At 59.4% G+C, this 25,139-nt stretch carries 14 protein-coding genes and 3 pseudogenes; 10 read left to right on the top strand and 7 right to left on the bottom strand.

Annotated elements, in window-relative coordinates; translation table 11 throughout:
• Positions 1-90: 90 nt before the first annotated feature.
• Positions 91-387 (top strand): type II toxin-antitoxin system HigB family toxin, encoded by a 297-nt coding sequence (locus tag EYC95_RS17085; RefSeq protein WP_131061415.1) that lies wholly within the window; start codon positions 91-93, stop codon positions 385-387.
• Positions 384-785, top strand: a complete 402-nt coding sequence (locus EYC95_RS17080; protein ID WP_131061414.1) for a type II toxin-antitoxin system HigA family antitoxin — start codon at positions 384-386, stop codon at positions 783-785. Before EYC95_RS17085 ends, EYC95_RS17080 begins: the two co-directional genes overlap by 4 nt.
• A 6-nt stretch (positions 786-791) precedes the next feature.
• Here EYC95_RS17080 and selO read toward each other — a convergent pair whose 3' ends face one another.
• The 5 genes and pseudogenes from selO to EYC95_RS31090 form a co-directional block, all read right to left on the bottom strand.
• Positions 792-2,255: a protein adenylyltransferase SelO gene (gene selO / locus EYC95_RS17075; protein ID WP_131061413.1), complete on the bottom strand. Its 1,464-nt coding sequence runs from the start codon at positions 2,253-2,255 to the stop codon at positions 792-794.
• A gap of 48 nt (positions 2,256-2,303) precedes the next feature.
• Positions 2,304-5,654: a mechanosensitive channel MscK gene (gene mscK, locus EYC95_RS17070; protein WP_131061412.1), complete on the bottom strand. Its 3,351-nt coding sequence runs from the start codon at positions 5,652-5,654 to the stop codon at positions 2,304-2,306.
• 34 nt (positions 5,655-5,688) lie between these two features.
• Complete coding sequence (locus EYC95_RS17065) at positions 5,689-7,431, bottom strand: potassium/proton antiporter (protein ID WP_131061411.1); 1,743 nt, start codon at positions 7,429-7,431, stop codon at positions 5,689-5,691.
• A gap of 334 nt (positions 7,432-7,765) precedes the next feature.
• The gene (locus EYC95_RS31095) at positions 7,766-8,629 is read right to left on the bottom strand and encodes a methyl-accepting chemotaxis protein (protein ID WP_370741086.1); all 864 of its coding nucleotides are present in this window, start codon (positions 8,627-8,629) and stop codon (positions 7,766-7,768) included.
• Positions 8,621-9,376 (bottom strand): annotated as a pseudogene (locus EYC95_RS31090) (MCP four helix bundle domain-containing protein); the annotation flags it as partial. The gene EYC95_RS31095 and the pseudogene EYC95_RS31090, both read right to left, overlap by 9 nt.
• 402 nt (positions 9,377-9,778) lie before the next feature.
• Here EYC95_RS31090 and EYC95_RS17055 point away from each other — a divergent pair.
• The 4 genes and pseudogenes from EYC95_RS17055 (at position 9,779) to EYC95_RS31080 (ending at position 12,361) form a co-directional block, all read left to right on the top strand.
• The gene (locus EYC95_RS17055; RefSeq protein WP_131061409.1) at positions 9,779-10,009 is read left to right on the top strand and encodes a hypothetical protein; all 231 of its coding nucleotides are present in this window, start codon (positions 9,779-9,781) and stop codon (positions 10,007-10,009) included.
• Positions 10,006-10,308: a cell division protein ZapA gene (locus tag EYC95_RS17050; protein WP_131061408.1), complete on the top strand. Its 303-nt coding sequence runs from the start codon at positions 10,006-10,008 to the stop codon at positions 10,306-10,308. The genes EYC95_RS17055 and EYC95_RS17050 overlap by 4 nt, the downstream gene beginning before the upstream one ends.
• Positions 10,309-10,408: 100 nt before the next feature.
• A pseudogene (locus tag EYC95_RS31085) lies at positions 10,409-11,497 on the top strand (cache domain-containing protein); the annotation flags it as partial.
• Positions 11,498-11,515: 18 nt separating this feature from the next.
• Positions 11,516-12,361, top strand: a complete 846-nt coding sequence (locus EYC95_RS31080; protein ID WP_371928423.1) for a methyl-accepting chemotaxis protein — start codon at positions 11,516-11,518, stop codon at positions 12,359-12,361.
• A gap of 143 nt (positions 12,362-12,504) precedes the next feature.
• Here the strand turns inward: EYC95_RS31080 and EYC95_RS17040 are convergent, their stop codons facing one another.
• Together EYC95_RS17040 and putA are read right to left on the bottom strand one after the other, a co-directional pair.
• On the bottom strand, positions 12,505-14,307 hold the full coding sequence (locus EYC95_RS17040) for an acyl-CoA dehydrogenase (RefSeq protein WP_131061406.1): 1,803 nt from the start codon (positions 14,305-14,307) through the stop codon (positions 12,505-12,507).
• Positions 14,308-14,565: 258 nt separating this feature from the next.
• A complete protein-coding gene (gene putA, locus EYC95_RS17035) occupies positions 14,566-18,516 on the bottom strand; it encodes a trifunctional transcriptional regulator/proline dehydrogenase/L-glutamate gamma-semialdehyde dehydrogenase (protein WP_131061405.1) in 3,951 nt (1,316 codons plus the stop codon).
• A gap of 462 nt (positions 18,517-18,978) precedes the next feature.
• Here putA and putP point away from each other — a divergent pair, with 462 nt between their 5' ends.
• The 4 genes and pseudogenes from putP to EYC95_RS17010 form a co-directional block, all read left to right on the top strand.
• Positions 18,979-20,463 (top strand): sodium/proline symporter PutP, encoded by a 1,485-nt coding sequence (gene putP / locus EYC95_RS17030; protein ID WP_131061404.1) that lies wholly within the window; start codon positions 18,979-18,981, stop codon positions 20,461-20,463.
• Positions 20,464-20,828: 365 nt separating this feature from the next.
• The gene (locus EYC95_RS17020) at positions 20,829-22,847 is read left to right on the top strand and encodes a type VI secretion system tip protein VgrG (RefSeq protein WP_131061402.1); all 2,019 of its coding nucleotides are present in this window, start codon (positions 20,829-20,831) and stop codon (positions 22,845-22,847) included.
• The gene (locus tag EYC95_RS17015) at positions 22,837-23,574 is read left to right on the top strand and encodes a DUF4123 domain-containing protein (RefSeq protein ID WP_131061401.1); all 738 of its coding nucleotides are present in this window, start codon (positions 22,837-22,839) and stop codon (positions 23,572-23,574) included. The genes EYC95_RS17020 and EYC95_RS17015 overlap by 11 nt, the downstream gene beginning before the upstream one ends.
• Positions 23,574-25,139 (top strand): annotated as a pseudogene (locus tag EYC95_RS17010) (DUF6531 domain-containing protein); the annotation flags it as partial. The gene EYC95_RS17015 and the pseudogene EYC95_RS17010, both read left to right, overlap by 1 nt.

Genomic DNA, 25,139 nt, shown 5'->3' with positions numbered 1-25,139 from the left:
AGACCGTTGGTCTGCTTAGGGGTATCGCAACTTGCGATAAAAAATCCCTGTGATTAACTCATCCATAGCAAAATGCGATAAGGATATTGCATGCGAGTGTTTTCCGAAAAACGAATATGGGACGCCAAGGAAAAGTGGCCGCAGGCGGCCAGTGCACTGGACCAGTGGTATCGAATGGTAAAGCGTGTCAAGCCAAGTGATTTTGCGGCAATGAAATCTTCATTTCCCGCAACCGACAAGGTCGGTGAGTTTCACGTTTTCGATATTGGCGGTAACAAATTACGGCTGATCGCCTATGTTCGATATCAGCATCAAAAAATCTACATCAAGCATGTGCTGGATCACCGCGAATATGACCGCGGTAATTGGAAGGAGGGAAGAACATGAGCGTTCTGATCAAAAATGCGGCCGAGCACTGGGAGTTCGTATCGCCATTGCTACGCAAACCCAAAAACGAAGACGACTATGACACGCTGGTGCAGGCGCTCGACGAGTTACTCGAGATGACCGGAGTTGACGAGTCGCATCCTCTGATGAGTCTGGTGGACATCATCGGTGACTGGATTGAGGAATGGGATCACAAGCATCGCCCAATGCCCGAAGCCACAGGTGCCGAAGTGCTTGGTTACATGATGCGTGAACATGGATTGACTCAAAGCGACCTGCCTGGTGTCGGCACACAGTCAGTCATTTCCGAGATCCTGAGCGGAAAGCGCCAGCTCAACCTGCGGCAGATTCGCTGGTTGGCCGAGCGATTCAATGTGCCGGTAGCAGTCTTTATCTGACCCGCCTCACGACGAACAACTGATCTCCAAATGCTTCCCCCACTCCGGCGGCCGCTCGGCATAGCTCTCCATCCCCGTTTGCTCGTCGAACGGAGTGCTCAGCACCGTATGCAGTCGCCGAACCTCTGAATAGTCGCCACTTTCCGCTGCATCGATGGCTTTTTGCGCCAGGTAGTTGCGCAGGATGTACAGCGGATTGACTGCGTGCATCCGCTTGCGTCGCTGCTCCTGATTAACCTCGCCATCACGAACCACACGGGCGACGTACAGTTCGGCCCAGGCATCGAAGCCCTTGATGTCGACGAAGTCATCGCGCAAGCGGGTGACGGCCAGTTCCGGTGATTCATCCCCCAGTCGGCGGAAGAACAGCGTGTAATCGACGCCGCTGTTCTGCATCAGTTGCAGCAGGTGCTCCAGCAGTTTCTGGTCATCGTCTTCGGCCGTGGTGAAACCGAGGCGGCGGCGCATCAGGTCCAGGTAGTGGGCCTGATACAGCGGCAAGTACAGGCCGAGGGTTTCGCGCAGGGCGTCGACGCTGATAAACGGCGTCAGTGCCTGGGCGAGGGCGCTTAGGTTCCACTGACCAATCGGCACCTGGTTGCTGAAAGAGTAGCGGCCCTGGTCATCGGAGTGGTTACAGATGAAGTGGGCGTCGAAGTCATCGAGGAAAGCGAACGGGCCGAAGTCGAAGGTGATGCCCAGGATCGACATGTTGTCGGTGTTCATCACGCCGTGGCAGAAGCCGTACGCCTGCCATTTAGCGATCAGCTCGGCATTGCGCTCGACGATTTCGCGGAACATCGCCAGATAGGGTTCCGGTTGTTCCAGGCACTCGGGGAAATGCATGGCCAGCACGTGTTCGCCGAGTTCTTTCTGCTTCTCGGGGCGCTTGGTGTAGTAGAAATATTCGAAATGCCCGAATCGCACATGACTCGGCGCCAGGCGCAGAACCATGGCTGCGCGTTCCTGCTTTTCGCGCCACACCGGAGTATCGGAGCCGATCACGCACAGGGCGCGGGTAGTCGGGATGTTCAGTGCATTCAGCGCTTCGGAGGCGAGAAACTCGCGGATCGACGAGCGCAGTACCGCGCGTCCATCGCCCATGCGCGAAAAGGGTGTCTGACCGGCACCTTTGAGGTGCAGGTCCCAGTGTTCGCCGGCCTCGTTGTAGACCTCGCCCAACAACAAGCCGCGACCATCGCCCAACTGTGGGTTGTAAGAGCCAAATTGATGCCCGGAATAGACCATCGCCCGAGGCACCGCGTCGGCCCAGAGCTTGTGGCCGCTGAACAGCTCGGCGAACTCCGGGGTATCCGCTACGGCCGGGTCGAGGTCAAGCAGCGCCATGGCGGCAGGGCTGGCCACCACCAGGCGCGGATTGTCGATGGGCTCGGGCAGCACATGGGCGGAAAACGTGTCGCCCAGGCGGGCGAAGCGATTATCGAAAGTCAGTTCGTCGAGGGCTTTCAACGGCCATCTCCAGCAGAATGTCCGAGCATTCTGCTAGGGATAAGGCGGTTAGTCGAGCTTGGCGGGCGGCGGCTGAAGGGGCGACTTGCCATCCACCAGCGGCACGATGGTTTTCGCTTCCGGCTCGATTGGCACCATTTTGTATTCCTGACCGTGAAGGTTCTTGAGGTAAACCTCCATTTGCCGGAACGAGATGTTGATGTGCTGCTTCTTGAACTCGCGATTAATGAAGCGGTTGACCTCGTCGAGCACCGGGTTGCGGTCACCGAGGTCGCGCACGTGCATGCGCAACTCGTGGTCGAGGGTGCTTTCGCCGAAGTTCAGGAAGTACACGTGGGGTTCCGGGTCTTTCAGGACGCGCGGGTTGTCACGAGCGGCTTTGAGCAGAAGCTCTTTCACCAGGTCCAGGTCCGAGCCGTAATCGACGCCGAGCTTGAGGGTCACCCGGGTGATGGTGTCGGTCAGGGACCAGTTGATCAGTTGCCCGGTGATGAACGTCTTGTTCGGGACAATGATGTCCTTGCGGTCGAAGTCGGTGATGGTCGTGGCGCGGATGCGGATCTTGCTGACCGTGCCCGACAGGTTGCCGATGGTGATCGTGTCGCCGATCCTCACCGGACGTTCGAACAGAATCATGATGCCGGAGATGAAGTTCGCGAAGATCTCCTGCATCCCGAAACCGAGACCGACCGACAGCGCTGCCACCAGCCATTGCAACTTGTCCCAGCTCACGCCGAGGGTCGACAGGGTCGAGACGAAACCGACCCCGGCGATCACGTAGGACAGCAATGTGGTTGTGGCATAAGCGCTGCCCTGCGCCAGGTTCAACTTCGACAGCACCAGCACTTCCAGCAAGCCTGGCAAGTTGCGCGCGAGGGCGAAGGTGATGCCGATGATGATCAGCGCACCGAGCATGTCGCCGATGCTGATCGGCACCATGCTCATGTTGGCGCCAGTGCCGCTGGTGTATTCGTAAAGGGTGATGTTGTCGAGGTACGAGAACACCGAGATCAGATCGGACCAGACCCAATACAGCGCCGCGATGAAACCGCCAAGCAATGCCAGACGGATAAGGCGCAGGGACTGTTCGTTAACCTTCTCGATGTCCAGCGTCGGCTCTTCGATTACCGCTTCGCCGTCGCCAGCCTCTTTGGCGGCCTGGCGTTTGGCCAGGGCGCGTTGGTAGGCCAGGCGCCGTGCCGCAACACTGAGGCCGCGGACGAAAGTGGCTTCGATCACCAGCCAGAACATCAGCAGATAAAGGGTGTTGATCAACCGGTCACTGAGCTTCAGCGCGGTGTAGTAGTAGCCGAAACACACGGCAACGAACAGCGCGACGGGCAGGACGGTGAACATGATCCCGACGGCCTTGCGAAACAGCGAAGCGTTCTGGTGCGTCGGGCTGGCGATCAGCAGGCGGCTGAGCAGCCAGGCCATCAAGGCGTAGCAGGTCAGCACCACTGGCAGGCCGAGCACGTCATCAGCCAGGGTCGCGGGTTGCAGTTCGGCAACCGCCACCACGGCGACCAATGCCATCACCACCAGCCCGAGTCGGCGGACCCAGCCCTGAAGGAATTCGACTTGGGGCTTTTCCCAGCGGAAATGCAGTTCAGCCACGCCGCCCGGCGCGAGGATCCGGTAAGCGGTGTAGAACACCAGCCAGGCCTGGGCCATTTGCAGCAGTGCCGCGCCCATGTTGGCGTTCTGCCCGCGGGCGTCGATCTGCAAGGCCAGGCCGCACAAGGCCAGGCCCAGCGAGACCGGCATTGCCAGCAGAATATTGATCAGGATGGCCTGCGGCGTGTGCCACTGGCTGTCACGCTTGAAGTGGCCGATGTCCTGGTGAACTTTGCTTAGTCGGGCGTACAGGCTTTTACGCCGCCACAGCAGGGCACCGATCAACAGCGCCAACGGCAGGAACAGCAGCGGCCGTTGGGTCAGGCCATCACTCAGTTCGCTCAGGCTGGAAGCCCATGGCAGTGTGGTGACCTGGCGTTGCAGGCGCTCCGGTACGGCGCGCATCCATTCCAGGTCCAGCGGCTTGTTGCTGGGAATCCAGAACATTTGCTCATCGAGGGTCGCCCGCAGGCTTTGCGCGGTGCTGAGCAGTTGTTTCTGATTGAGTTGCAGGGTGATGGATTCATTGAGTACCGCGCTCAGTTCGCGGTTCAGGCGTTCAAGCAGATCGGCGCGGGTCGTGGCCAGTTCCAGCAGGCTTTTGCGCAGCTGCGGGGTGACTTGCTCAGGCGGTTGAGTGGACAGCAGGTTATCGACGTACGTCGCCGGGTTGCTGAGCAATTCCCGTTGCTGGCTCACTTCAAACTGGTACAGGCGAATATCGGCGATCTGGTCGGCCAGGTCGCGGTCGAGCTTGAGACGCGGCAGAGCCTGTTTCTGTTTATAGAGAATCTTGGACAGCAGCAGGCTGCCCTTGAGCACGTTGATCTGTTCGTCCAGCGCCGAATCGCTCTGGGTCACATTGTCCAGCTGCTGTTTGGTCTGCAGGTTCTGCTGGGTGACCTCATTGAGGCGGTCAGTGCTTTTGAGCAGGTAGTCCGAGAGCTTCAGGTTGGCCGCGCTTTCGGTGGCCAGCAGCGCGCTGCCGCCGGACTTCTGCGCTTCGATGGACTGCTGCGTCACCGTCTCCTGGGACTGGGCCAGGCGCTTCTGGTTGATCAGGGTTTGCAGCTCCTGGATTTCCTGATCCAGGCGATCGGACTTTTCGGTCAGCAAGTCGTGCTGGCTATTGCCCAGATCCTGCAACTGGTTGTTGCCGGCCAGTTCCTGGCGACGCAGCGGAATCAGCGCATTCAGTGCCGCGAGCTCGGCATTCAGCAGGTCACGCTGTTCACCGCTCAAGGCCTTGCCGGCGTCCTTGCCGGCCTTGAGGATGTTGTTGATCTGTTGAATGCGAGTCTGGCTGGCGGAAATTTCGGCCTGTGCGCGCTCGGGGCGGGTCTGGGCGGTAATCACCAGGCTGTTGGCGTCCGCCAGCGCCTTCTGCTGGTCGCTTTGCTGGGTCGAGCGCTCGGTGAGCATTTGCTCAAGCTGCTGGATTGACTGGTTGGCGTAGCGTTGCGGCACCGGCGGCATACGGGTGGCTTTGAGCTTGGTCAGCTCACGCTGGTTCTCGATGTTCTGCTTGGGCGCTGTGGCCAGTTGCTGTTTGAGTGCGACCAGCTTTTGTTGGTAATCACGCTGGTTGCCGAGCTGTGTCAGCGTGCTTTGCAGAATGCTCTGCAAGGCTTTCTGATCCGCTTCCGGCAGTTTGCGATCGGCGATTTTGTCCAGACTCGCCTGCACGGCTTCGCTGGACGGCGGTTCGGCCGCTTGCAACGTACCGACAGAAAGACTCAAGCCCAGCAGGGCGATGATGAAAAAGGTGCGCAGGGTTGACATAGAGACCGATCGAAAACGAGACGAAGTGTGGAGTTTAGAGGAAGAGTCCCGGACCCGGGCGACTTCCTTCGGGGAATCTGACGCCCACTTTGCCGATCTTGTTCCCCTCCATGACCGCAACGGTCCAGATGGTGTTGTTCCACTCCACCTGGTCGCCGACTACTGGAGCACCGCCGACTTTCTGGGCAATGAAATGGCCCAGGGACATGTCCGGATCGATGCCTTCGACCTTCAACCCGTACAGCGCTGCAACCGCAGCCAGCTGGGCGTCTCCTTCGAGAACGAAGTCGCCGAAGAAGCGCAAATCGAGGCCGCGTTGCGGTGCCTGACTGAAGAGTTTTCCGAGGGCTGGAAGGTTGTGTTCATGGCCGATAACACACAGCAAATCATCGACTTCGAGCACCGTACTACCCGACGGATGGAGCAGTTGCTGGCCCCGAAACAGTGCGGCGATACGCGTGCCTTCGGGCATTTTCAGTTCGCGAAGGGGCGAGCCGATGCACCATTTTTCGGCACCGAGGCGATAAACGAACAGCTCCCACTCGCTGGTGACGTGCACTTCCAGCGCTGAGCGCGAGATCGGTGCAGGCTCCGGCGGAACGGTCACCTTCAAAAGTTTCGCCACCCACGGCAGGCTCGTGCCCTGCACCAACAGCGACACCAGCACAATAAAGAAGGCGAGGTTGAAGTAGAGCTGGGCATTCGGCAGGCCGGCCATCAGCGGGAACACCGCCAGAATGATCGGGACCGCGCCGCGTAATCCGACCCATGAGATAAACGCCTTTTCGCGGCCGTGGAACGCTTTGAACGGCAGCAGGCCGACCAGCACCGACAGCGGCCGTGCAAACAGAATCATCCACAGCGCCAGGCCCAGAGCGGGCAGGGCGATAGGCAGCAGGTCGTGAGGCGTCACCAGCAGCCCCAGCACCAGGAACATGCCGATCTGCGCCAGCCAGGCCATGCCGTCAAGCATGTGCAGAATGCCGTGGCGGCTGCGCACCGGACGATTGCCGATCACCAAGCCGCAGAGGTAGACGGCCAGGAAACCGCTGCCGTGCAGGGCGTTGGTCAGGGCGAAGACCGCCAGGCCGCCGGCAATCACCAGAATCGGGTAGAGGCCGTTGGCCAGGTTGATGCGATTGACCAATTGCAGCATGACCCAGCCACCGCCGAGGCCGATGACGGCACCGATGCCGAACTCACGCACGAAGTGGGCAAGCAGACTCCAGTGCAGGCCGGTCTGGCCGCTGGCGAGCATGTCGATCAGGGTAACGGTGAGGAACACCGCCATCGGGTCGTTGCTGCCGGATTCGATTTCGAGGCTGGCGGTGACCCGTTCGTTCAGGCCTTTGCCACCCAGCAGCGAGAACACCGCAGCGGCATCGGTGGAGCCGACGATGGCGCCGATCAGCAAACCCTGGATGACGTTCAGGTTGAATAGCCAGGCAGCGACGAAACCGGTCAGTGCGGTCGTGATCAACACCCCGACCGTGGCCAGCGACAGCGCGGGCCAAAGCGCTACGCGGAAACTCGAGACTCGGGTGCGCAAGCCGCCATCGAGCAGGATCACCGCGAGTGCGAGGTTGCCTACCAGATAAGCCGTTGGGTAGTTATCAAATATAATGCCGCCGCCGTCGACGCCAGCGGCCATGCCCACCGCCAGGATGATCACCAGAATCGGGATGCCGAGGCGGGAAGAAAGTGAGCTCACCAGAATGCTCGCACCTACCAGCAACGCGCCGATCAAGAACAGGCTGTTGATGGTCGTCGCATTCAAAGGCAGTACTCCAGAAAGCTGAAAGGCGGGCACAAACTGACCATGCAGTCTGCGTGCCAGCGATTCTAACCTGTTGAAATGTGATGCTGTCAAAAAGCTTTTATAGAATTCTGACAACATCTACAGAGCCGGTTGAAATCACCGTGGCGAGGGTTTTATCTGTGGCGAGGGGATTTATCCCGTTCGGCGGCGACGCCGTCGCAAGGCCTGTTTGCGGGGTATGCCTGGAAGAACGCAGGGGGCCGCTTCGCAGCCCAGCGGGGATAAATCCCCTCGCCACAGAAGATCCCTTCACCACAGATAAATCGCCTGGCCACAGAGTTGGGGGGACTCTTTAGAGGCTAAACCGCCCAACCATGTTGTTCAGGTCCAGCGCCAATCGCGACAATTCATTGCTCGCCGCACTCGTCTGATTCGCCCCGGTCGCCGATTGAACCGACAAATCACGAATGTTCACCAGGTTGCGATCCACTTCACGGGCGACCTGCGCCTGTTCTTCCGCCGCACTGGCGATCACCAGGTTGCGCTCGTTGATCTCGACGATGGCGCTGTTGATCGTGTCCAGCGACAGACCTGCACCGCGAGCGATGTTCAAGGTCGATTCGGCGCGTTCGGTGCTGTTACGCATCGAATCCACCGCGTGTTCGGTACCGCTCTGGATGCTGCCAATCATGCGTTCGATTTCGCTGGTCGACTGCTGAGTGCGATGCGCCAGTGCACGAACCTCATCCGCCACCACCGCGAAACCACGCCCGGCTTCACCGGCACGCGCAGCTTCGATCGCTGCGTTCAATGCCAGCAGGTTGGTCTGGTCAGCCAGGCCGCGTATCACGTCCAGCACCTTGCCGATGTCACGGGATTCATTGGCCAGATCGCCAATCAAGGTCGCGGTGCTCTGCACATCGGCGCTCATGCGTTCAATGGCGCTGACGGTTTCCTGCACCAAGTCACGACCGTCACCGGCCGAGGTGGTGGCGTTTTTCGAGGCTTCGGAAGTGCTGACGGCATTGCGTGCGACTTCTTCCACGGCGCTGGTCATTTCATTGACCGCGGTGGCGGCCTGTTCGATTTCGTTGTTCTGTTGGGTCAGGCCACGGGCGCTTTCGTCGGTGACACTGTTCAACTCTTCCGCAGCGGACGCCAATTGCGTGGCCGAACCGGAAATTCGTTGCAGGGTGTCGCGCAGCTTGTCCTGCATCTTCGACATGGCCAGCAGCAAGCGGCCGGCTTCGTCTTCGCCATCAACGGTGATCGGGCGAGTCAGGTTGCCCTCGGCGATTTCTTCGGCAGCGCTCAGGGCATTGGCGATCGGCTTGGTGATGCTGTTGGTCAGCAGCCAGGCGAACAGCACGGTCAGCCCGGAGGCGATCACCAGCAGTGTGACGACCAGGTTGAACGCCGAGGAATACTGATCAGCTGCCTGCTGGTTAAGGTCGACCGCTTGTTGGTTGTTGATCAGCATCAGGCGGTTGAGCACGGCGTTGACGGCTTCAGAGTTGTTCAGCAGATCGGTGTTAAGCAAGGTGCGCAGTTCTTCCATCTGATTGTTGCGCGACAGGCTCTTCATCCGGTCTTCAAGCTGACGATACTGGCCAAGCAACTGCACGTACTGGTCGTAAGCCGCACGCTCGTCAGGGCTGGAGATGAACTTTTCATACTCAGTCTGAGCGGCACGGATCTGTTGATTGCGCTGGTCGAACAGCTCGATGGTCTTTTGCTGAACGTCCGGTTCGCGGTTGGTCAACAGGCGATAGGACAGGACCCGCAGACGCAGCGTCAGTTGGGTGAACTCATCCAGCGCCTTGATGCTCGGCACGCTGCTCTGGACGATGTTCTCGCCTGCGCCGCGAATCTTGCTCATCTGGTTCAGGGCAAACACACCCAAAACCAGCATCAAACCGCCAATCAGGGCGAAACCGAGGAACGCCCGCGGTGCGATATTCATATTACGAAGGGACATGCTGTTTACCAAAGTGAGCGCACCCGTGCGGCGCTGAAGCTGACGTATGAGTGACTTATCGGTCATGCGACTAAAGTCTTGAGCGCCTGCGCGTTTTTGTCGCAGAAAGGCTGTTTTCTGTAGGAGCGAAGCTTGCTCGCGAAAAATATCCAGGCAGCGGGTTCATCCAGACAGCCCGCGTAATCGTTAACGTCCTTCGCGAGCAAGCTTCGCTCCTACAAAATCGGGCGACGAAGTGAAGGAACCAGATTCGCCAATCACAGTCTTTAAAGCTCGCGAGGACGGTCACCCGCCAGGAAAATCAAGGGCTTGCGCCTGAATAACCCTGGCATCCGTGGTGACTTTTCTTTATCGTACGCGCCCTTTGAAAATGCTTGGAAAATCAAAATGTTGGAAGCATCCCTTAGCCAATTGGAACAGCTGGTCAACGACCTGGTGCAACAGAACCAGACGCTGCTCGGCACTAACCAGACCCTGAGTGCAGAACTGGCCCAGGCCAAGGATGAAAACGAAAGCCTGCAGCTGAGCCTGATGGAACAGGAAGAGAAACAAGGCGCCACCGCGGCTCGCATCCAGGCCCTGGTTGAGCGCGTCAGCGCCGGCCCGGTCAGCGCATGAATCACGGCGCCGCAGGGGTAAAAGTCGTCTCGATCCTGGGGGAGGACTATTCGATCAAGGCGCCGGCCGGGGAAGAGCAAACCCTGCTGGACGCCGCGATGATGTTGAAAGCTGCCTTGGCCGACACCAAAAGGAAGTACCCGACGCTGATCGGTGACCGCTTGCTGGTGCTGGCCGCGATGAATCTGTGTTCCCAGCAGATCGAAATGCAAAAACAGCACCAGCAGGAACTCGACCGTTACCAAGAGCAAGTCAGCGCCACGGTTGAAGTGATCTCCAAGACGATCAATCAGGCCTGATCGGCTTTGCGCACAACCAAAGAATAGATTGTCGGTTTAGTTGTATACGATCGGCACGGCTGTTGCAGTGTTTCAGCCTCTTATTCTTTGGGGGTGTTCCATGCAGTTCTGGCGACGCAGTATTCAATGGCAGTTGATCCTCAGTATGGGCACTGCCCTGCTGGTCAGCATCCTGATCGTGGTTGGCATTTATACCCTCGTGGTCAACCGTCTCGCCCAGAGCTATCTGGTCGAACAGGCACTGCCGTCGAGCATCAAAGCGATGCGCAACGACATCGAACGAATCCTCGTCCAACCCCTCACCGCCGCCAAGGACATCGCCAGCAACAGCATGGTGCGCGACTGGTTGGCCGGGGGTGAAAGCAGTACCCAGACCGCTGCGTTCGTGCAGTATCTGGAAGGCATCCGCGCTGAACACAAGGCGTTCACCGCGCTAATCGTCGGCACGGCTTCAAACCATTACTTCACTGAAAAAGGCCTGGACCGGACCCTCAGTCGTTCCAACCCCAAAGACACCTGGTTCTACGCATTCCTCGACAGCAACCAGCCGCGCACCCTCAATATCGACAATGACACCGCGACCGGAGAACTGGCGCTGTTCATCGACCTCAAAGTCGAGCAGGCCGGCAAAGTCGTGGGCGTTGCCGGGCTTGGCCTGAGCATGAAAGAGCTGTCGGAGTTGATCCACAACTTCAACTTCGGTGAGCGCGGCAAGGTCTATCTCGTGCGTTCCGACGGTTTGATCCAGGTTCATCCCGAGGCGCAATTCAGTGGTAAACGCACGTTGGCCGAGCAAATCGGTGCCGCGGCGGCGCAAACGGTCATGGGTCAGCTCTCTACCTCCAAAGCGTCCGCCATCAGCAGCGGTTTTACCCGCGAAGGCGAAGATTTTCTGGCATTGAGCCTGCCATTGCGGGATCTGGGCTGGACCCTGGTGGCCGAAGTGCCACAGTCGCAGATCTACGCCGAAGCCCGTCGCGCCATGTGGATGAGCAGCGGCATTGGCCTGGCGGTGGCACTGGTGTGTCTGATGTTGGTGGTCTTGCTGGCCCGTGGGTTGGTGCGGCCGATCCGTCAGGTAACAGCCGCGCTGGTAGCCATCGGTAGCGGTGGGGGAGATTTGACCCACCGGTTAGATTCCAGCCGCGCCGATGAGCTGGGTGACCTGGCGCGCGGCTTCAATCGATTCCTCGACAGTCAGCGCGAAATGATTGGCGATGTGCTGACCACGAGCGAGAGATTGCGCACCGCCGTCGGGCAGGTAGCGCGGGTGGTGGATAACACTGCGGAACGTTCTGGTCGTCAGCAGGAAATGACCGACATGGTTGCCACGGCAGTCCACGAAATGGGCCTGACGGTGCAGGAAATCGCCCAGAACGCGGGCAATGCCGCCGTCGCTTCGCAGAATGCTCGCGATGAAGCCATGCAGGCACGGGAAGTGGTCGGTGGTTCGATCCGGCATATAGAAAGCATGTCCGATGAAATCGGCATCGCGGCGGGCGCCGTGGGCGAGCTGGCCAATCAGGTGGCGTCGATTGATCAGGTGTTGGCGGTGATTCGAGGGATCTCCGAGCAGACCAATTTACTGGCACTGAACGCGGCCATCGAAGCCGCGCGGGCCGGCGACATGGGACGTGGTTTTGCAGTGGTGGCGGATGAAGTGCGGACATTGGCGCGGCGGACTCAGGTGTCCACCGACGAGATTCAGCAGATGATCGGCAGCCTCAAGCAGGGCGCTGAGAATGCCGTTTCCTCCATGCATTCCGGGCAAGCAGCGACGGGCACCGGCGTCGAGTCGAGCCAGCGCACCGGAGCGTCACTGACAGCGATTACCGGGCAGGTCGAGCGCATCAGCGACATGAACCATCAGGTGGCGACGGCCACGGAAGAGCAGTCGGCGGTGACGGAAGAGATCAATCGCAATGTGCAGGGGATTTCGGATTTGGCTCGGGCGACGGCGGGTGAAGTCAGGGCTTGCAGAGAGGATTGTAAGACTTTGCAGCGGTTGGCGGATGATTTGGCGCGGCAGATGGGCAGTTTCAAATTGAGTTGATGTGTTGTCGGTGCGGGCCTCTTCGCGAGCAAGCCCGCTCCCACATTTGATTTCTGGTGTCCACAAATTATGTGTTCACCGCAGATCAAGTGTGGGAGCGGGCTTGCTCGCGAAAGGATTGCAGCAGCACCACAAGGCTTTGGTTAAAACCACTCATCCTGCATGTTCAAACAAACATCATCCCGCGCCTCAAGAATCGCCAGCTCATGATGACAACCCGGAACTTCCCACGTCAGGAAATACCGCGCTGCCTGCAGCTTGCCCTTATAGAAGCTCACATCCGCCGCATTCCCTTCGGCCAACCCTTCCTCGGCACGAATCGCCTGTTCCAGCCAGCGCCAGCCAATCACCGTGTGCCCGAACACCTTCAGGTACAACGCCGAGTTCGCCAGGCTGCTGTTGACCTTGCCTTGCCCCAGATCCGTCAGCAAACCGATGGTCACCGTTTGCAGGCGCGCGACCAGTTTCTCCAACGGTTCACGCAACGCGGTCAACGACTCGTGCGCCTGCGCCCGTTCGGCGGTGTTGGCGATCAGGCGGATCAATTGCTTGAGCCCCGCACCACCGTTCTGCGCCAGTTTGCGCCCCAGCAAGTCCAGCGACTGAATGCCGTGGGTGCCCTCATGAATCGGGTTCAAACGGTTGTCGCGGTAGTACTGCTCCACCGGGTACTCACGGGTATAACCGTGGCCGCCGAGAATCTGGATCGCCAGTTCGTTAGCCTTCAGGCAGAACTCCGACGGCCAGGATTTGACGATGGGGGTCAGTAAATCCAGCAGCTCATGAGCCTGCTTGCGTTGCTCTTCAGTCTCCAGCGTGGTGGTGTCATCGAACAGCCGCGCTGCGTACAACCCAAGGTCGAACGAGCCTTCGACATAGGCTTTCTGAGTCAGCAACATGCGTTTGACGTCGGCGTGCTGAATGATTGCCACCGGCGCAGTGTTCGGGTCCTTGCTGTCCGGCACGCGACCTTGCGGACGCTCGCGGGCGTACTCCAAAGAATACAAATACCCGGCGTAACCGAGCATCACCGCGCCCATGCCGACGCCGATCCGCGCCTCGTTCATCATCTGGAACATGTAGCTCAGGCCTTGGTGCGGCTTGCCCACAAGGTAGCCGACACACTCGCCGTTATCGCCGAAGTTCAGCGCGGTGGAGGTAGTGCCACGCCAGCCCATCTTGTGGAACAAGCCGGCCAGCAGCACGTCGTTACGTTTGCCCAGGCTACCGTCGTCGTTAACTAGGAACTTGGGCACGATGAACAGCGAAATACCCTTCACCCCGGCCGGTGCGTCCGGCAATTTCGCCAGCACCATGTGCACGATGTTTTCCGACAACGGGTGATCACCGCCGGAGATGAAGATCTTGTTGCCCTTGAGTCGATACGTGCCGTCAGACGCAGGCTCTGCGCGGGTACGAATATCCGACAACGACGAGCCAGCATGCGGCTCGGTCAGGGCCATGGTGCCGAAGAAGCGGCCATCGATCATCGGCTGCAGGAAGCGCTGTTTCTGCTCCTCGGTGCCGAAGCTTTCGATCAGGTTCGCCGCGCCCATGGTCAGGAACGGGTATGAGGTCGATGCCGCGTTGGCTGACTGGAAGTGCGCGAAGCAAGCCTGAGACAGCAACGTAGGAAGCTGCATGCCGCCGGCGTCGAAACTGCGCGCCGCGTTGAGGAAACCGGCTTCGAGGAAGGCATCCACCGCCGGTTTCACCTCCGGAATCAGAATCGCCTGACCGTCTTCATAGCGCGGCTCGTTCTCGTCACCCTTGCGGTTGTGCGGGGCGAAGAATTTCTCGGCGATGCTGCGGGCAGTGCCGATGGCGGCATCGAAGGTTTCGCGGTTGTGCTCGGCGAAACGCTCACGCTGGGTCAGGCCTTCGGCATCGAGGACTTCATACAGCTCGAAAGCCAGATTGCGGGAACTGAGCAACGTCTCGGACATGGCGGCCTACCTTTTTTTGGAATGGACCGAGTCTAGGCGTGGGAATAAAGGCTGAACAGGATGATTGATGAGCGTGATGGTGGAGCAGCGCAGCGACTTAGCAGGCGCCGCAAAACAACTGTGGGAGCGGGCTTGCTCGCGAATGCGGTGTAACAGTCGATGTTGATGTCGACTGACACTCCGCTTTCGCGAGCAAGCCCGCTCCCACAGGGGGGTTGCGTACCGGGCGCCCATTGCGGATGCCCGGTCTTATTGCGTTTAGCCGATCGTCATCAAGCTGGCATTACCACCCGCCGCAGCGGTGTTAACGCTCAACGCCCGCTCAATTACCAGACGTTCCAGCGCAATGTTGGTCTCGCCTTGCGACAAACCATGAACCCCGACAATTGCACCGGCACGTTTGGCCACTTGATGGCACACCGCACGCAGCTGATCGGAATGGCCATGATGCAGAACCGCATCAAACACCACTTCGTCCTTGCCCCAGTCGGCAACCAGTTTGATCTTCGCCTGAATGTCCTTCGGCAGACGTGCGAACAGTGCCTTGGTCAATTCAGCTTCCGGCCACACCGCCGAACCGCCGACGGCCAACACCGCCGCCAGTTGAGTCAGCAGATCGCCTTCGACTTCTGCCAGGCACAGCACGTGTTCGCGCGGCAGGATGGCGTAGCTGTTGCGCTCACCGGTCGGGCCAGCCAGTACACGGGTGATGCCGCTTTGCGATTGCGCCGCGAACTGCACGCACAGGGTGCTCAGGTCGGCAAACTTGTTGCTGTCGGCCCAGGCTTTCAGTGCGGTCAGCGGTTTGCTCATGGCATCACGCAGACGAACGTCCGGGGCAGCGATGGCATCACCGCGAGCGAAGGATTGTTCGATTGCATCCGTAGGACGTGTCGACAGCAGACGGTACAGGTACAGCGGACCACCCGCCTTAGGCCCCGTGCCCGATAAACCTTCGCCGCCGAACGGCTGCACGCCAACCACGGCACCCACGATGTTGCGGTTCACGTAGACGTTACCGGCGTTGACGTTGTCGATCACCTTGGCGATGGTCTCGTCGATCCGGGTGTGCACACCCAGCGTCAGGCCGTAGCCGGAAGCGTTGATCTGACCGATCAGTTGATCGATGTCTTTGCGCTTGTAACGAACCACGTGCAGCACCGGACCGAAAATCTCCCGTTGCAGTTCGTCGAAGCTTTCCAGTTCGATCAGGGTCGGCATCACGAAGGTGCCGCGTTTGACTTCTTCGCCGTTGGCGATCGCCACCTGGTACACGTTGCGACCTTTGTCGCGCATGGCCTGGATGTGCTTCTCGATGCCGGCCTTGGCTTCGGCGTCGATCACCGGGCCGATGTCCACGGACAGGCGCTCTGGGTTGCCGAGACGGCATTCAGCCATGGCGCCCTTGAGCATTTCGATGACACGGTCAGCGGAATCTTCCTGCAAGCACAGCACACGCAGTGCCGAGCAACGTTGACCGGCGCTGTCGAAGGCCGAGGACACCACGTCGATCACAACCTGTTCAGTCAGTGCCGAGGAGTCGACGATCATCGCGTTCTGGCCGCCGGTTTCAGCGATCAGCGGAATCGGACGACCCTGTGCATCCAGGCGGCCGGCGACGTTGCGTTGCAACAGACGCGCAACTTCGGTGGAACCGGTGAACATCACGCCTTTGACCCGATCGTCGCCGACCAGGCGGGCACCGACGGTTTCGCCTCGGCCCGGCAGCAGTTGCAGCACGCCTTCCGGAATCCCGGCTTCGAGCAGCAAGCGCACGGCTTGAGCCGCCACCAGCGGGGTTTGTTCCGCAGGCTTGGCCAGCACCGGGTTACCGGCGGCGAGGGCAGCAGCAACCTGGCCACTGAAAATCGCCAGCGGGAAGTTCCAAGGGCTGATGCACACCACCGGACCCAATGGACGGTGGGCGTCGTTGGTGAAATCGTTGCGAGCCTGCACTGCGTAGTAACGCAGGAAGTCCACGGCTTCACGCACTTCAGCGATGGCGTTGGCGAAGGTCTTGCCGGCTTCGCGAGCCAGCAGGCCCATCAGCGGCTGGATCTCGCCTTCCATCAGATCGGCGGCACGTTCCAGAATCGCGGCGCGTTCGGCGGGCGGGGTGGCCTGCCAGATCGGTGCGGCGTTCAGGGCGCACTGGATCGCGTTGTCGACGTCTTCGACGGTCGCTTCCTGCACGTGACCAACCACGTCACGCAGATCGGACGGGTTGAGGACTGGCGCAGGGGTTTCGGAGCTGGACGCGCAACCGAGCATCGGCGCAGCTTTCCAGTGGTTGTGAGCAGTGGCCAGCAAAGCGCAGGACAAGGAAGCCAGGCGATGTTCGTTGGCCATGTCGATGCCGCTGGAGTTGGCGCGCTCGGCACCATAAAGATCACGCGGCAGTGGGATACGCGGGTGCGGCAGGCCGAAGCCGCCTTCCAGCGTCGCCATCTGCTCGATGCTGGCCACTGGATCGGCCACCAGCGCCTGAATCGAGATGGACTGATCGGCTATCTGGTTGACGAACGAAGTGTTCGCACCGTTTTCCAGCAGGCGACGCACCAGATACGCCAGCAGCGTTTCGTGAGTGCCGACCGGTGCGTACACGCGGCACGGACGGTTCAATTTGCCTTCGGAAACTTTGCCTACAACCTGTTCGTACAGTGGTTCACCCATGCCGTGCAGGCACTGGAACTCGTACTGACCGGGGTAATAGTTCTGACCGGCGATGTGGTAAATGGCCGACAGGGTGTGGGCGTTGTGCGTGGCAAACTGCGGATAGATGACTTCCGGGACCGATAGCAGTTTTCTAGCACACGCGATGTAGGAAACGTCGGTGTACACCTTGCGGGTGTAGACCGGATAGCCTTCCAGGCCTTCGACTTGGGCGCGCTTGATTTCGCTGTCCCAGTACGCGCCTTTCACCAGACGGATCATCAGGCGATGACGGCTGCGGCGAGCCAGGTCGATCACGTAGTCGATCACGTACGGGCAACGCTTTTGATAAGCCTGGATCACGAAGCCGATGCCGTTCCAGCCGGTCAATTGCGGCTCAAAGCACAGGCGCTCCAGCAGATCCAGCGACAGCTCGAGGCGGTCGGCTTCTTCGGCGTCGATGTTCAGGCCGATGTCGTATTGCTTGGCCAGCAGGGTCAGCGACAACAGGCGCGGGTACAACTCGTCCATCACACGTTCGTACTGTGCACGGCTGTAACGCGGGTGCAGTGCCGAGAGCTTGATGGAAATGCCCGGGCCTTCATAAATCCCACGACCGTGGGACGCTTTGCCGATCGAGTGGATGGCTTGTTCGTACGAGGCCAGGTATTTCTGGGCGTCGTGCTCGGTGAGTGCGGCTTCACCCAGCATGTCGTAGGAATAGCGGAAGCCCTTGGCTTCGAACTTGCTGGCGTTGGCCAATGCTTCGGCGATGGTTTCGCCGGTGACGAACTGCTCGCCCATCAGGCGCATGGCCATGTCGACGCCCTTGCGGATCATCGGCTCGCCGCTCTTGCCGATGATGCGGCTCAGGGACGACGTCAGGCCTGCTTCATTATGGGTGGCAACCAATTTGCCGGTCAGCAACAAGCCCCAGGTCGCGGCGTTGACGAACAGCGACGGGCTGTTGCCCAAGTGCGGGTGCCAGTTGCCCGTGCTGATCTTGTCGCGGATCAGCGCGTCACGGGTGCCCTTGTCCGGAATGCGCAGCAGCGCTTCGGCGAGGCACATCAGCGCTACGCCTTCCTGGGACGACAGGGAAAATTCCTGCAACAGGCCCTGAACAATTCCGGCACGGCCGCCGGCGCTCTTCTGATTGCGCAGCTTCTCGGCAATCGAGGAGGCGAGCTTGTTGGTGGCTTCGGCCATCGCAGCAGGCAGGCGCGCCTGTTCGATCAGCATCGGCACCACTTCAGGTTCCGGGCGACGGTAGGCGGCGGTGATCGAGGCGCGCAGTACCGATTGCGGCAGGATGCTTTCGGCGAATTCGAGGAAGCACTGGTGGGCGTGATCCAGAGGCGCATCGACGATGTCGTCGGAATCCTTGGTCAAACCGTTCAGCTCGGTCAGGGTTGCACCACCCTCGAGTTTTTCCAGGTAATTGAAAATTGCCTGCTTGATCAGCCAGTGCGGCGTGCGATCAATTGAGGTCGCGGCAGCCTTGAGGCGCTCGCGGGTCGGGTCGTCAAGTTTGACCCCAAGGGTGGTGGTAGCCATATTTTTATCCTCATGTTTGCCACGACCGCGTGGCATCAGCTGGCGGCAAGATTAGCCGCGCAACCGTCGAGGTGCAACCGGGTGCAACCCTTTTTTTGTCGGAATAATAAGCAGCTCGTCAGGAAATAAATTCCGGTACGAACGTACCGCACCTGCTAGGTGCTTTTAATTCTAGAAAACCGTTAGGACTGCCCTAAAAGGGAGCAAAAACAGGGATTTTTCAGATAAATCCGACTAGGTGCAACTTATTCTCACGAAACAGGTTGCACCTTATTTGCTTTGTTGAATAGCATTCGCGGCCAAGGTGCAACCGGTCATAAAAGACAGGTGCACCGGCTGATGGCTTTCCTGGGGAAACATCAGTCATAAATGCGCGGGACCTGAAATCGTCTGTCAAACGTCGTCGTTTGCGTGCGTTTCACCAGCCGCCGCTACATAAAAACAAAGCCAGGGCGTAACTTAATGAGCGTAAGCAATCCAACACTGATCACGTTCGTGATCTACATCGCAGCAATGGTGCTGATCGGCTTCATGGCCTATCGCTCCACCAACAACCTTTCTGACTACATTCTGGGTGGCCGCAGCCTGGGCAGCGTCGTGACTGCATTGTCCGCCGGCGCCTCCGACATGAGCGGCTGGTTGTTGATGGGCCTGCCGGGCGCCATCTATATGTCCGGCCTGTCCGAAAGCTGGATCGCCATCGGCCTGATCGTCGGTGCTTACCTGAACTGGCTGTTCGTCGCCGGCCGTCTGCGTGTGCAGACCGAACACAACGGCGATGCATTGACCCTGCCGGATTACTTCTCCAGCCGTTTCGAAGACAAAAGCGGTCTGCTGCGGATTATCTCTGCCGTCGTGATCCTGGTGTTCTTCACCATCTACTGCGCATCCGGCATCGTGGCCGGCGCCCGTCTGTTCGAAAGCACCTTCGGCATGTCCTACGAGACAGCGCTGTGGGCCGGTGCTGCGGCGACGATTGCCTACACCTTCGTCGGCGGTTTCCTGGCAGTGAGCTGGACTGACACCGTACAAGCCACGCTGATGATCTTCGCCCTGTTGCTGACGCCGATCATCGTGCTGCTGGCCACCGGCGGTGTCGACACCACGTTCCTGGCCATCGAAGCGCAAGATCCAAGCAACTTCGACATGCTGAAAAACACCACCTTCATCGGCGTGATTTCGCTGATGGGTTGGGGCCTGGGCTACTTCGGCCAGCCGCACATCCTCGCGCGTTTCATGGCGGCGGATTCGGTCAAGTCGATCGCTAACGCTCGTCGTATCTCCATGACCTGGATGATCCTGTGCCTGGGCGGCACCGTCGCTGTAGGTTTCTTCGGTATCGCTTACTTCTCGGCGCACCCGGAGCTGGCCGGTCCTGTGACCGAAAACCCAGAGCGCGTGTTCATCGAACTGGCCAAAATCCTGTTCAACCCATGGATTGCCGGTGTACTGCTGTCGGCCATTCTGGCTGCCGTCATGAGCACCCTGAGCTGCCAGTTGCTGGTGTGCTCGAGCGCCCTGACCGAAGACTTCTACAAAACCTTCCTGCGTAAAACTGCTTCTCAGGTTGAACTGGTCTGGGTTGGTCGCGCCATGGTGCTGCTGGTTGCCCTGATCGCCATCGCGATGGCCGCTAACCCGGAAAACCGCGTACTGGGTCTGGTCAGCTATGCCTGGGCCGGTTTCGGTGCTGCCTTTGGTCCGGTTGTCCTGATCTCCGTGATCTGGAAAGACATGACCCGCAACGGCGCACTGGCCGGCATCCTGGTCGGCGCGATCACCGTGATCGTGTGGAAACACTTCGAGTTGCTGGGTCTGTACGAAATCATCCCTGGTTTCATCTTCGCCAGCCTGGCGATCTACTTCGTCAGCAAACTGGGCTCGCCGACTACCGGCATGCTTCAGCGCTTCGCTGCTGCCGAGGCTGATTTCCGCCTGAACAAGTGATGGGAATGAGCTGAGGCTCTGACCTTTCGCCGAACATGAAAACGGCCCGCTTCCTTTGGAGGCGGGCCGTTTTTTTTGGTTACGCAAATCCCGAGATGTTGAAGATCCTTGTGGGAGCGGGCTTGCTCGCGAAAGCGGTGGGTCAGCTTGCATCAATGCTGAATGTGGAATCGCATTCGCGAGCAAGCCCGCTCCCACAAGGGGATTGGTGGTGGGTTTGAGGGAAATGTCTGTAGCCAAACACACAGATTATTGAAGGATAAATCTCTAAAAAAGTAGGGCAAATCTGATTTTCCTGTCCCTCACTCAACACCCCTTGTCGCTCATGCAGAATCGCCCGCCTTCATTCTGCAGAGACACATCGGATGTTCGCTCCTGCCAATCAACCGCGTTTCACGTTGACCCTCGACGGCGTCCAGAGTGAGCTCAAAGTGCTTGAGTTCACGGGCAAGGAAGCCATCAGCCAACCCTACCGTTTTGACCTGGAACTGGTCAGCGAACGGCCGGACATCGAGCTCGAAAGCCTGCTGCATCGTCAGGCCTTTCTGAGTTTCGATGCACAAGATTGCGGCATACACGGTCAGATCTTTCGCGTCGGTCAAAGCGACTCCGGGAAACGTCTGACGGGCTACCAAATCAGTCTCGTACCGCGGCTGGCCTACCTCGGTCAGCGCATCAACCAGCGGATCTTCCAGCACAAAAGCGTGCCGGCGATCATCGCGCAGGTCCTCAAAGACCATGGCATCCAGCGCGATGCGTTCGAATTTCAACTCGGCAGCGACTACTCACCGCGCGAGTACTGCGTGCAGTACGCCGAAAGCGACCTCGCGTTTATCCAGCGGCTGTGTGCCGAGATCGGCATTCATTACCACTTCCAGCACAGCCCCGCCGGGCATCTGCTGGTGTTCGGCGATGATCAAACGGTGTTCCCGCGTCTGCCCGAGTCGACGCTGTACCTGCCGGGCAGCGGCATGGCGGCGAATGCGCCGGCCATCAAGCGATTCAACGTACGGCTGGAGACCCGGACCACGGCGGTCACCCGGCGTGATTACGACTTCCAGAAACCGCGTCTTTCCCTTGAAAGTCGGGTCGACAGCGAACAGCGCCCAGTGCTGGAGGACTACCACTTTCCCGGTCAATTCACTGATCGCGAGCATGGCAAACAGCTGACGCAACGAGTGCTGGAGAGGCACAACGCGGACTTCCGCCAAGCTGAAGGTCGTGGCGACGATTCTGCCTTGGTCAGCGGACATTTCCTGCACCTCGCCGAGCACCCGCGTCAGGCATGGAACGATCTGTGGCTGATCACCGGCATCGAACACCGTGGCCGACAGCCGCAAGTGCTGGAAGAGTCGGCCACTAGCGACGACCCGGATGATTTCCAGGGCTATCGCAATACCTTTCTGGCGACGCCGTGGGACGTTTCGTTTCGTCCTCCCCTGGGGCCGGAAAAGCCACGCATGCTCGGCTACCAACCTGCCGTGGTCACCGGTCCGGTCGACAGCGAAATCCATTGCGACGAGTACGGTCGGGTCAAGGTTCAGCTCGCCTGGGATCGCGACGGTCAGCTCAACGAACATTCCAGTTGCTGGTTGCGGGTCGCCACGGGCTGGGCCCACGACCATTACGGCAGCGTGCTGATCCCGCGAGTCGGCATGGAAGTGCTGGTGGGTTTCATCGACGCCGATGCCGACAAACCGCTGGTGATGAGTTGCCTGCCAAACGCAGCAACACCGGTGCCGCTGGATCTGCCCGCCGACAAGACCCGCAGCATTTTCCGCAGCCAGAGTAGTCCAGGAGGCGGCGGTTACAACGAATTGCGCATCGAGGATCGCAAAGGCGCCGAGGAAATCTACCTGCGCGCCCAGCGAAACTGGACGCAGCACGTGTTGCACGATCAGCAGGTTCAGGTCGATAACCAACGCAGCATCGTCGTCACCGGCACTGCTCGTCATGAGTTGAAGGCCGACGAACAACGCATCACCCACGGTCAGCGCCAGGCCGAGGTGAAACTCGATGATCACTTGGTGGTGATTGGCGACCGGCACATCCGCGTGACCAGCCAGGCGCTGAGTGCCAGTCAGCAATTCCATGTCAGCGCCGGTCAGCAAGTGGTGATCGATGGCGGTGCCAGCGCGACTATTCAGGCGGGCGGGCAGTGGATCAACATCGGGCCCGGCGGGATTTTCAGCAGTGTGCCGATTCAGGTCGGCGGCGCACTGATGCCGCCGATGGCCGCGGCGCCCGTGTCGCCGAATGCGCCGTTGAAACTCGCCGCCGCCCCGGCCGCCCTGCTAAGCGCCGCACAGGTCATGAGCCTGCAAAGCGACGCACCGTTTTGTGAGGAATGCGAGCGTTGTAAGGACGGTGTCTGTGCAGCCTGATCGCTTATCACCTCACGCCTGGCTGGAACGCCAACCGCTCAAACCTGGCGAGCAGTTGTTTGCGATTTTCGGCAGCGCCAGTGCTGCGCAGCCTTTGTGCACCTGGCAACACACGACCACGGCGCAAGCGCCGAGCGCGATCTGGGCCGACACCGCCTATGCCGAGTGGGAACCGGTGATGCCCTATGTCGGAATCGTCGCTTCTGGCAGTGAGTTTCTGGAATGGGTCGCCACGACCGAGTCCCGTGACTGGGGTTGGTTGGCAGTTTGTTCTGCCTCTCAAGAAGCGCTGGGGGAGCATCTGCGCAGCCTCACTCAAGTGCTTTTGCCCAACGGTAATGCGGTGTTTTTCCGCTTCTGGGATGGGCGTTATTTGCTGCCCATTCTTCATTCTTCCGACGTTAGCGCCGCGCAGTTACTGCCGGTGATTGATCGTTGTTTGATCAATGGGCAGTCGCTCGATATTGGCGGCAGTGCGTTGAAAACCTCCAGGGTTTTTCCGTGGTGGGAAGTTTCCGAATCGCTGCTCGAAGACCTCGCCGCCGAGTCCGCGACAACTCGCATCAACAACTTGGTGAAGTGGTTGAGCGAGGACCGTCCTGATCTTTTTGAGGCGTTTTCTGAGCCCGTTTTGCGGCACAAAGTCGCGATCTTTCTGCAGACGCCGGACCTGCCTCAAGCACCGAAACAAGACTTGGTGGATTACCTGATGGCGGAGCTGAACTGATGGATCAGATCGTACGGATCGAGCAGGAACTCGACGGTTTTAAAGACACGCTGAGTTTGTATCGTCAGCAACTTGGCGGCTTCTTGAGTCGGAATGCGGACAGGGTCAGTCGGGCTACGGACATGCCGTCGCTGATGGACATGGAGCGGCTTGTAAAACTCGGCAACACCACGACGGCGGTTAGCAGTGGTGACGATGATTTTTTCTCCAGTGTTGCGCAGTGTCCGGAAAGCGGAGTTCTGGAGATCGAGAGCAAGTTTGAATCGGTCTATGACATTCCGTTGGGGAATATTTCGGTTGATGTGATTGCCGTTGATGGCGGTGAAAGCACGCCTGTCGCGCTCGGCGAGAACGGCAAGGGACAGTTCAAAGGCGTGCCTGGCAAGTTCTACCGTGTTCATGTCCAGAGTGAAGTGACCCCGGCTCAAATTGACGATCTTTTCTCCTCTTACGATGGCCTGACCTCAGAGCTGGAAGGTTGGCTGCGAAACGAGTGGGAAGGGTTCAAGCCGCAATGGTCGCAATCGACTTTTGCAGCCGCGGGTAACGGCATGCTCGCGGGAAGTTGGGCCTCGATTACTGGTGTGTGGGACAGCATCAGCCTGCTCTCGGACATTCTCCAGGATCCACGAAAGTTCGTTGACCGCCTGGGGAGTGGCGCTGCCCAACTGGCCGACCTGGCAGAAAAATTTCCGGCAACGATGGAAAAGGTCCAACTGCTGGCCAGTGATGAAGCGGCCCTCTGTCTGTTGCTGCGCACGGCCAGCCTCTGGTTGGAGATGCTGCCACCCAGCGAAATCGCCGGTAAAACTGCCGAAGCTGTTTCAACCGTGGTAGTGCAGCTACTCATCGACATTCTGATCGGGGTTGTCCTGACTTTTGCGGGTGCAGGTGCGGGCATTGCCTATTTGGGTATGCGCCTTGCCAACTACGGCGCCCGGATCGTCGACGCTGTCGTGGGTTTCGTCAAAGCGATCTTCAACATCATCAACAGCTTCATTACTTACGTTGATCGCTACAAAAAAGTTGCCGCACGCGGTGTGGCGGCAGGCCTGAAAAAAGGCCGCATGCAACTGCGTTGGGATGCCAAGCGCAACACCACGCTTAAGCAAAATGAACACCACGACAACGTCTCAAAGCAGGCCACGAACCCCAACGGCGACAGCGCCGACTCCGTCGATAAAACCGCCACCAATAAATGCCCGGTATCGATGGTCACCGGCGAAGAACTGCTGACCCTCACCGACGGTTCGCTGGACGGCCTCCTGCCGTTCGCCTTCACCCGGCTCTACCGCACCAGCGCCGCTGAGATCGACGCCGGCCTCGGATTCGGCTGGAGCCATTCGTTATCTCATCGGCGGACATCGACGGCGACACCGTCATCTGGATCGACCACGAAAACCGTCGCACCACCTTCCCGCTGCCGAGCAGCGAACGCCCGGCGATCCACAACAGCCTCTCGCGCGCCGCGATTTACCTCGGCAATGAACCCGAAGAACTGATCCTCGCCCAGGCCGGCGACGAGGCACGTTTCTACCATTTTCATAATGGTTTTCTCACAACCA

It is taken from the genome of Pseudomonas sp. BGI-2 (assembly GCF_004310295.1).
Taxonomy (GTDB): Bacteria; Pseudomonadota; Gammaproteobacteria; order Pseudomonadales; family Pseudomonadaceae; genus Aquipseudomonas.
This window is presented reverse-complemented; position numbering and strand designations above follow the sequence as displayed.

Excerpts from the sequence above, each read along its gene's own strand:
- EYC95_RS17085 (WP_131061415.1), top strand. The coding sequence starts at position 91 with ATGCGAGTGTTTTCCGAAAAACGAATATGGGACGCCAAGGAAAAGTGG.
- EYC95_RS17080 (WP_131061414.1), top strand. The coding sequence starts at position 384 with ATGAGCGTTCTGATCAAAAATGCGGCCGAGCACTGGGAGTTCGTATCG.
- mscK (WP_131061412.1), bottom strand. The coding sequence starts at position 5,654 with ATGTCAACCCTGCGCACCTTTTTCATCATCGCCCTGCTGGGCTTGAGT.
- EYC95_RS31095 (WP_370741086.1), bottom strand. The coding sequence starts at position 8,629 with ATGCAGGACAAGCTGCGCGACACCCTGCAACGAATTTCCGGTTCGGCC.
- EYC95_RS17055 (WP_131061409.1), top strand. The coding sequence starts at position 9,779 with ATGTTGGAAGCATCCCTTAGCCAATTGGAACAGCTGGTCAACGACCTG.
- EYC95_RS17050 (WP_131061408.1), top strand. The coding sequence starts at position 10,006 with ATGAATCACGGCGCCGCAGGGGTAAAAGTCGTCTCGATCCTGGGGGAG.
- EYC95_RS31080 (WP_371928423.1), top strand. The coding sequence starts at position 11,516 with ATGATTGGCGATGTGCTGACCACGAGCGAGAGATTGCGCACCGCCGTC.
- EYC95_RS17040 (WP_131061406.1), bottom strand. The coding sequence starts at position 14,307 with ATGTCCGAGACGTTGCTCAGTTCCCGCAATCTGGCTTTCGAGCTGTAT.
- putA (WP_131061405.1), bottom strand. The coding sequence starts at position 18,516 with ATGGCTACCACCACCCTTGGGGTCAAACTTGACGACCCGACCCGCGAG.
- putP (WP_131061404.1), top strand. The coding sequence starts at position 18,979 with ATGAGCGTAAGCAATCCAACACTGATCACGTTCGTGATCTACATCGCA.
- EYC95_RS17020 (WP_131061402.1), top strand. The coding sequence starts at position 20,829 with ATGTTCGCTCCTGCCAATCAACCGCGTTTCACGTTGACCCTCGACGGC.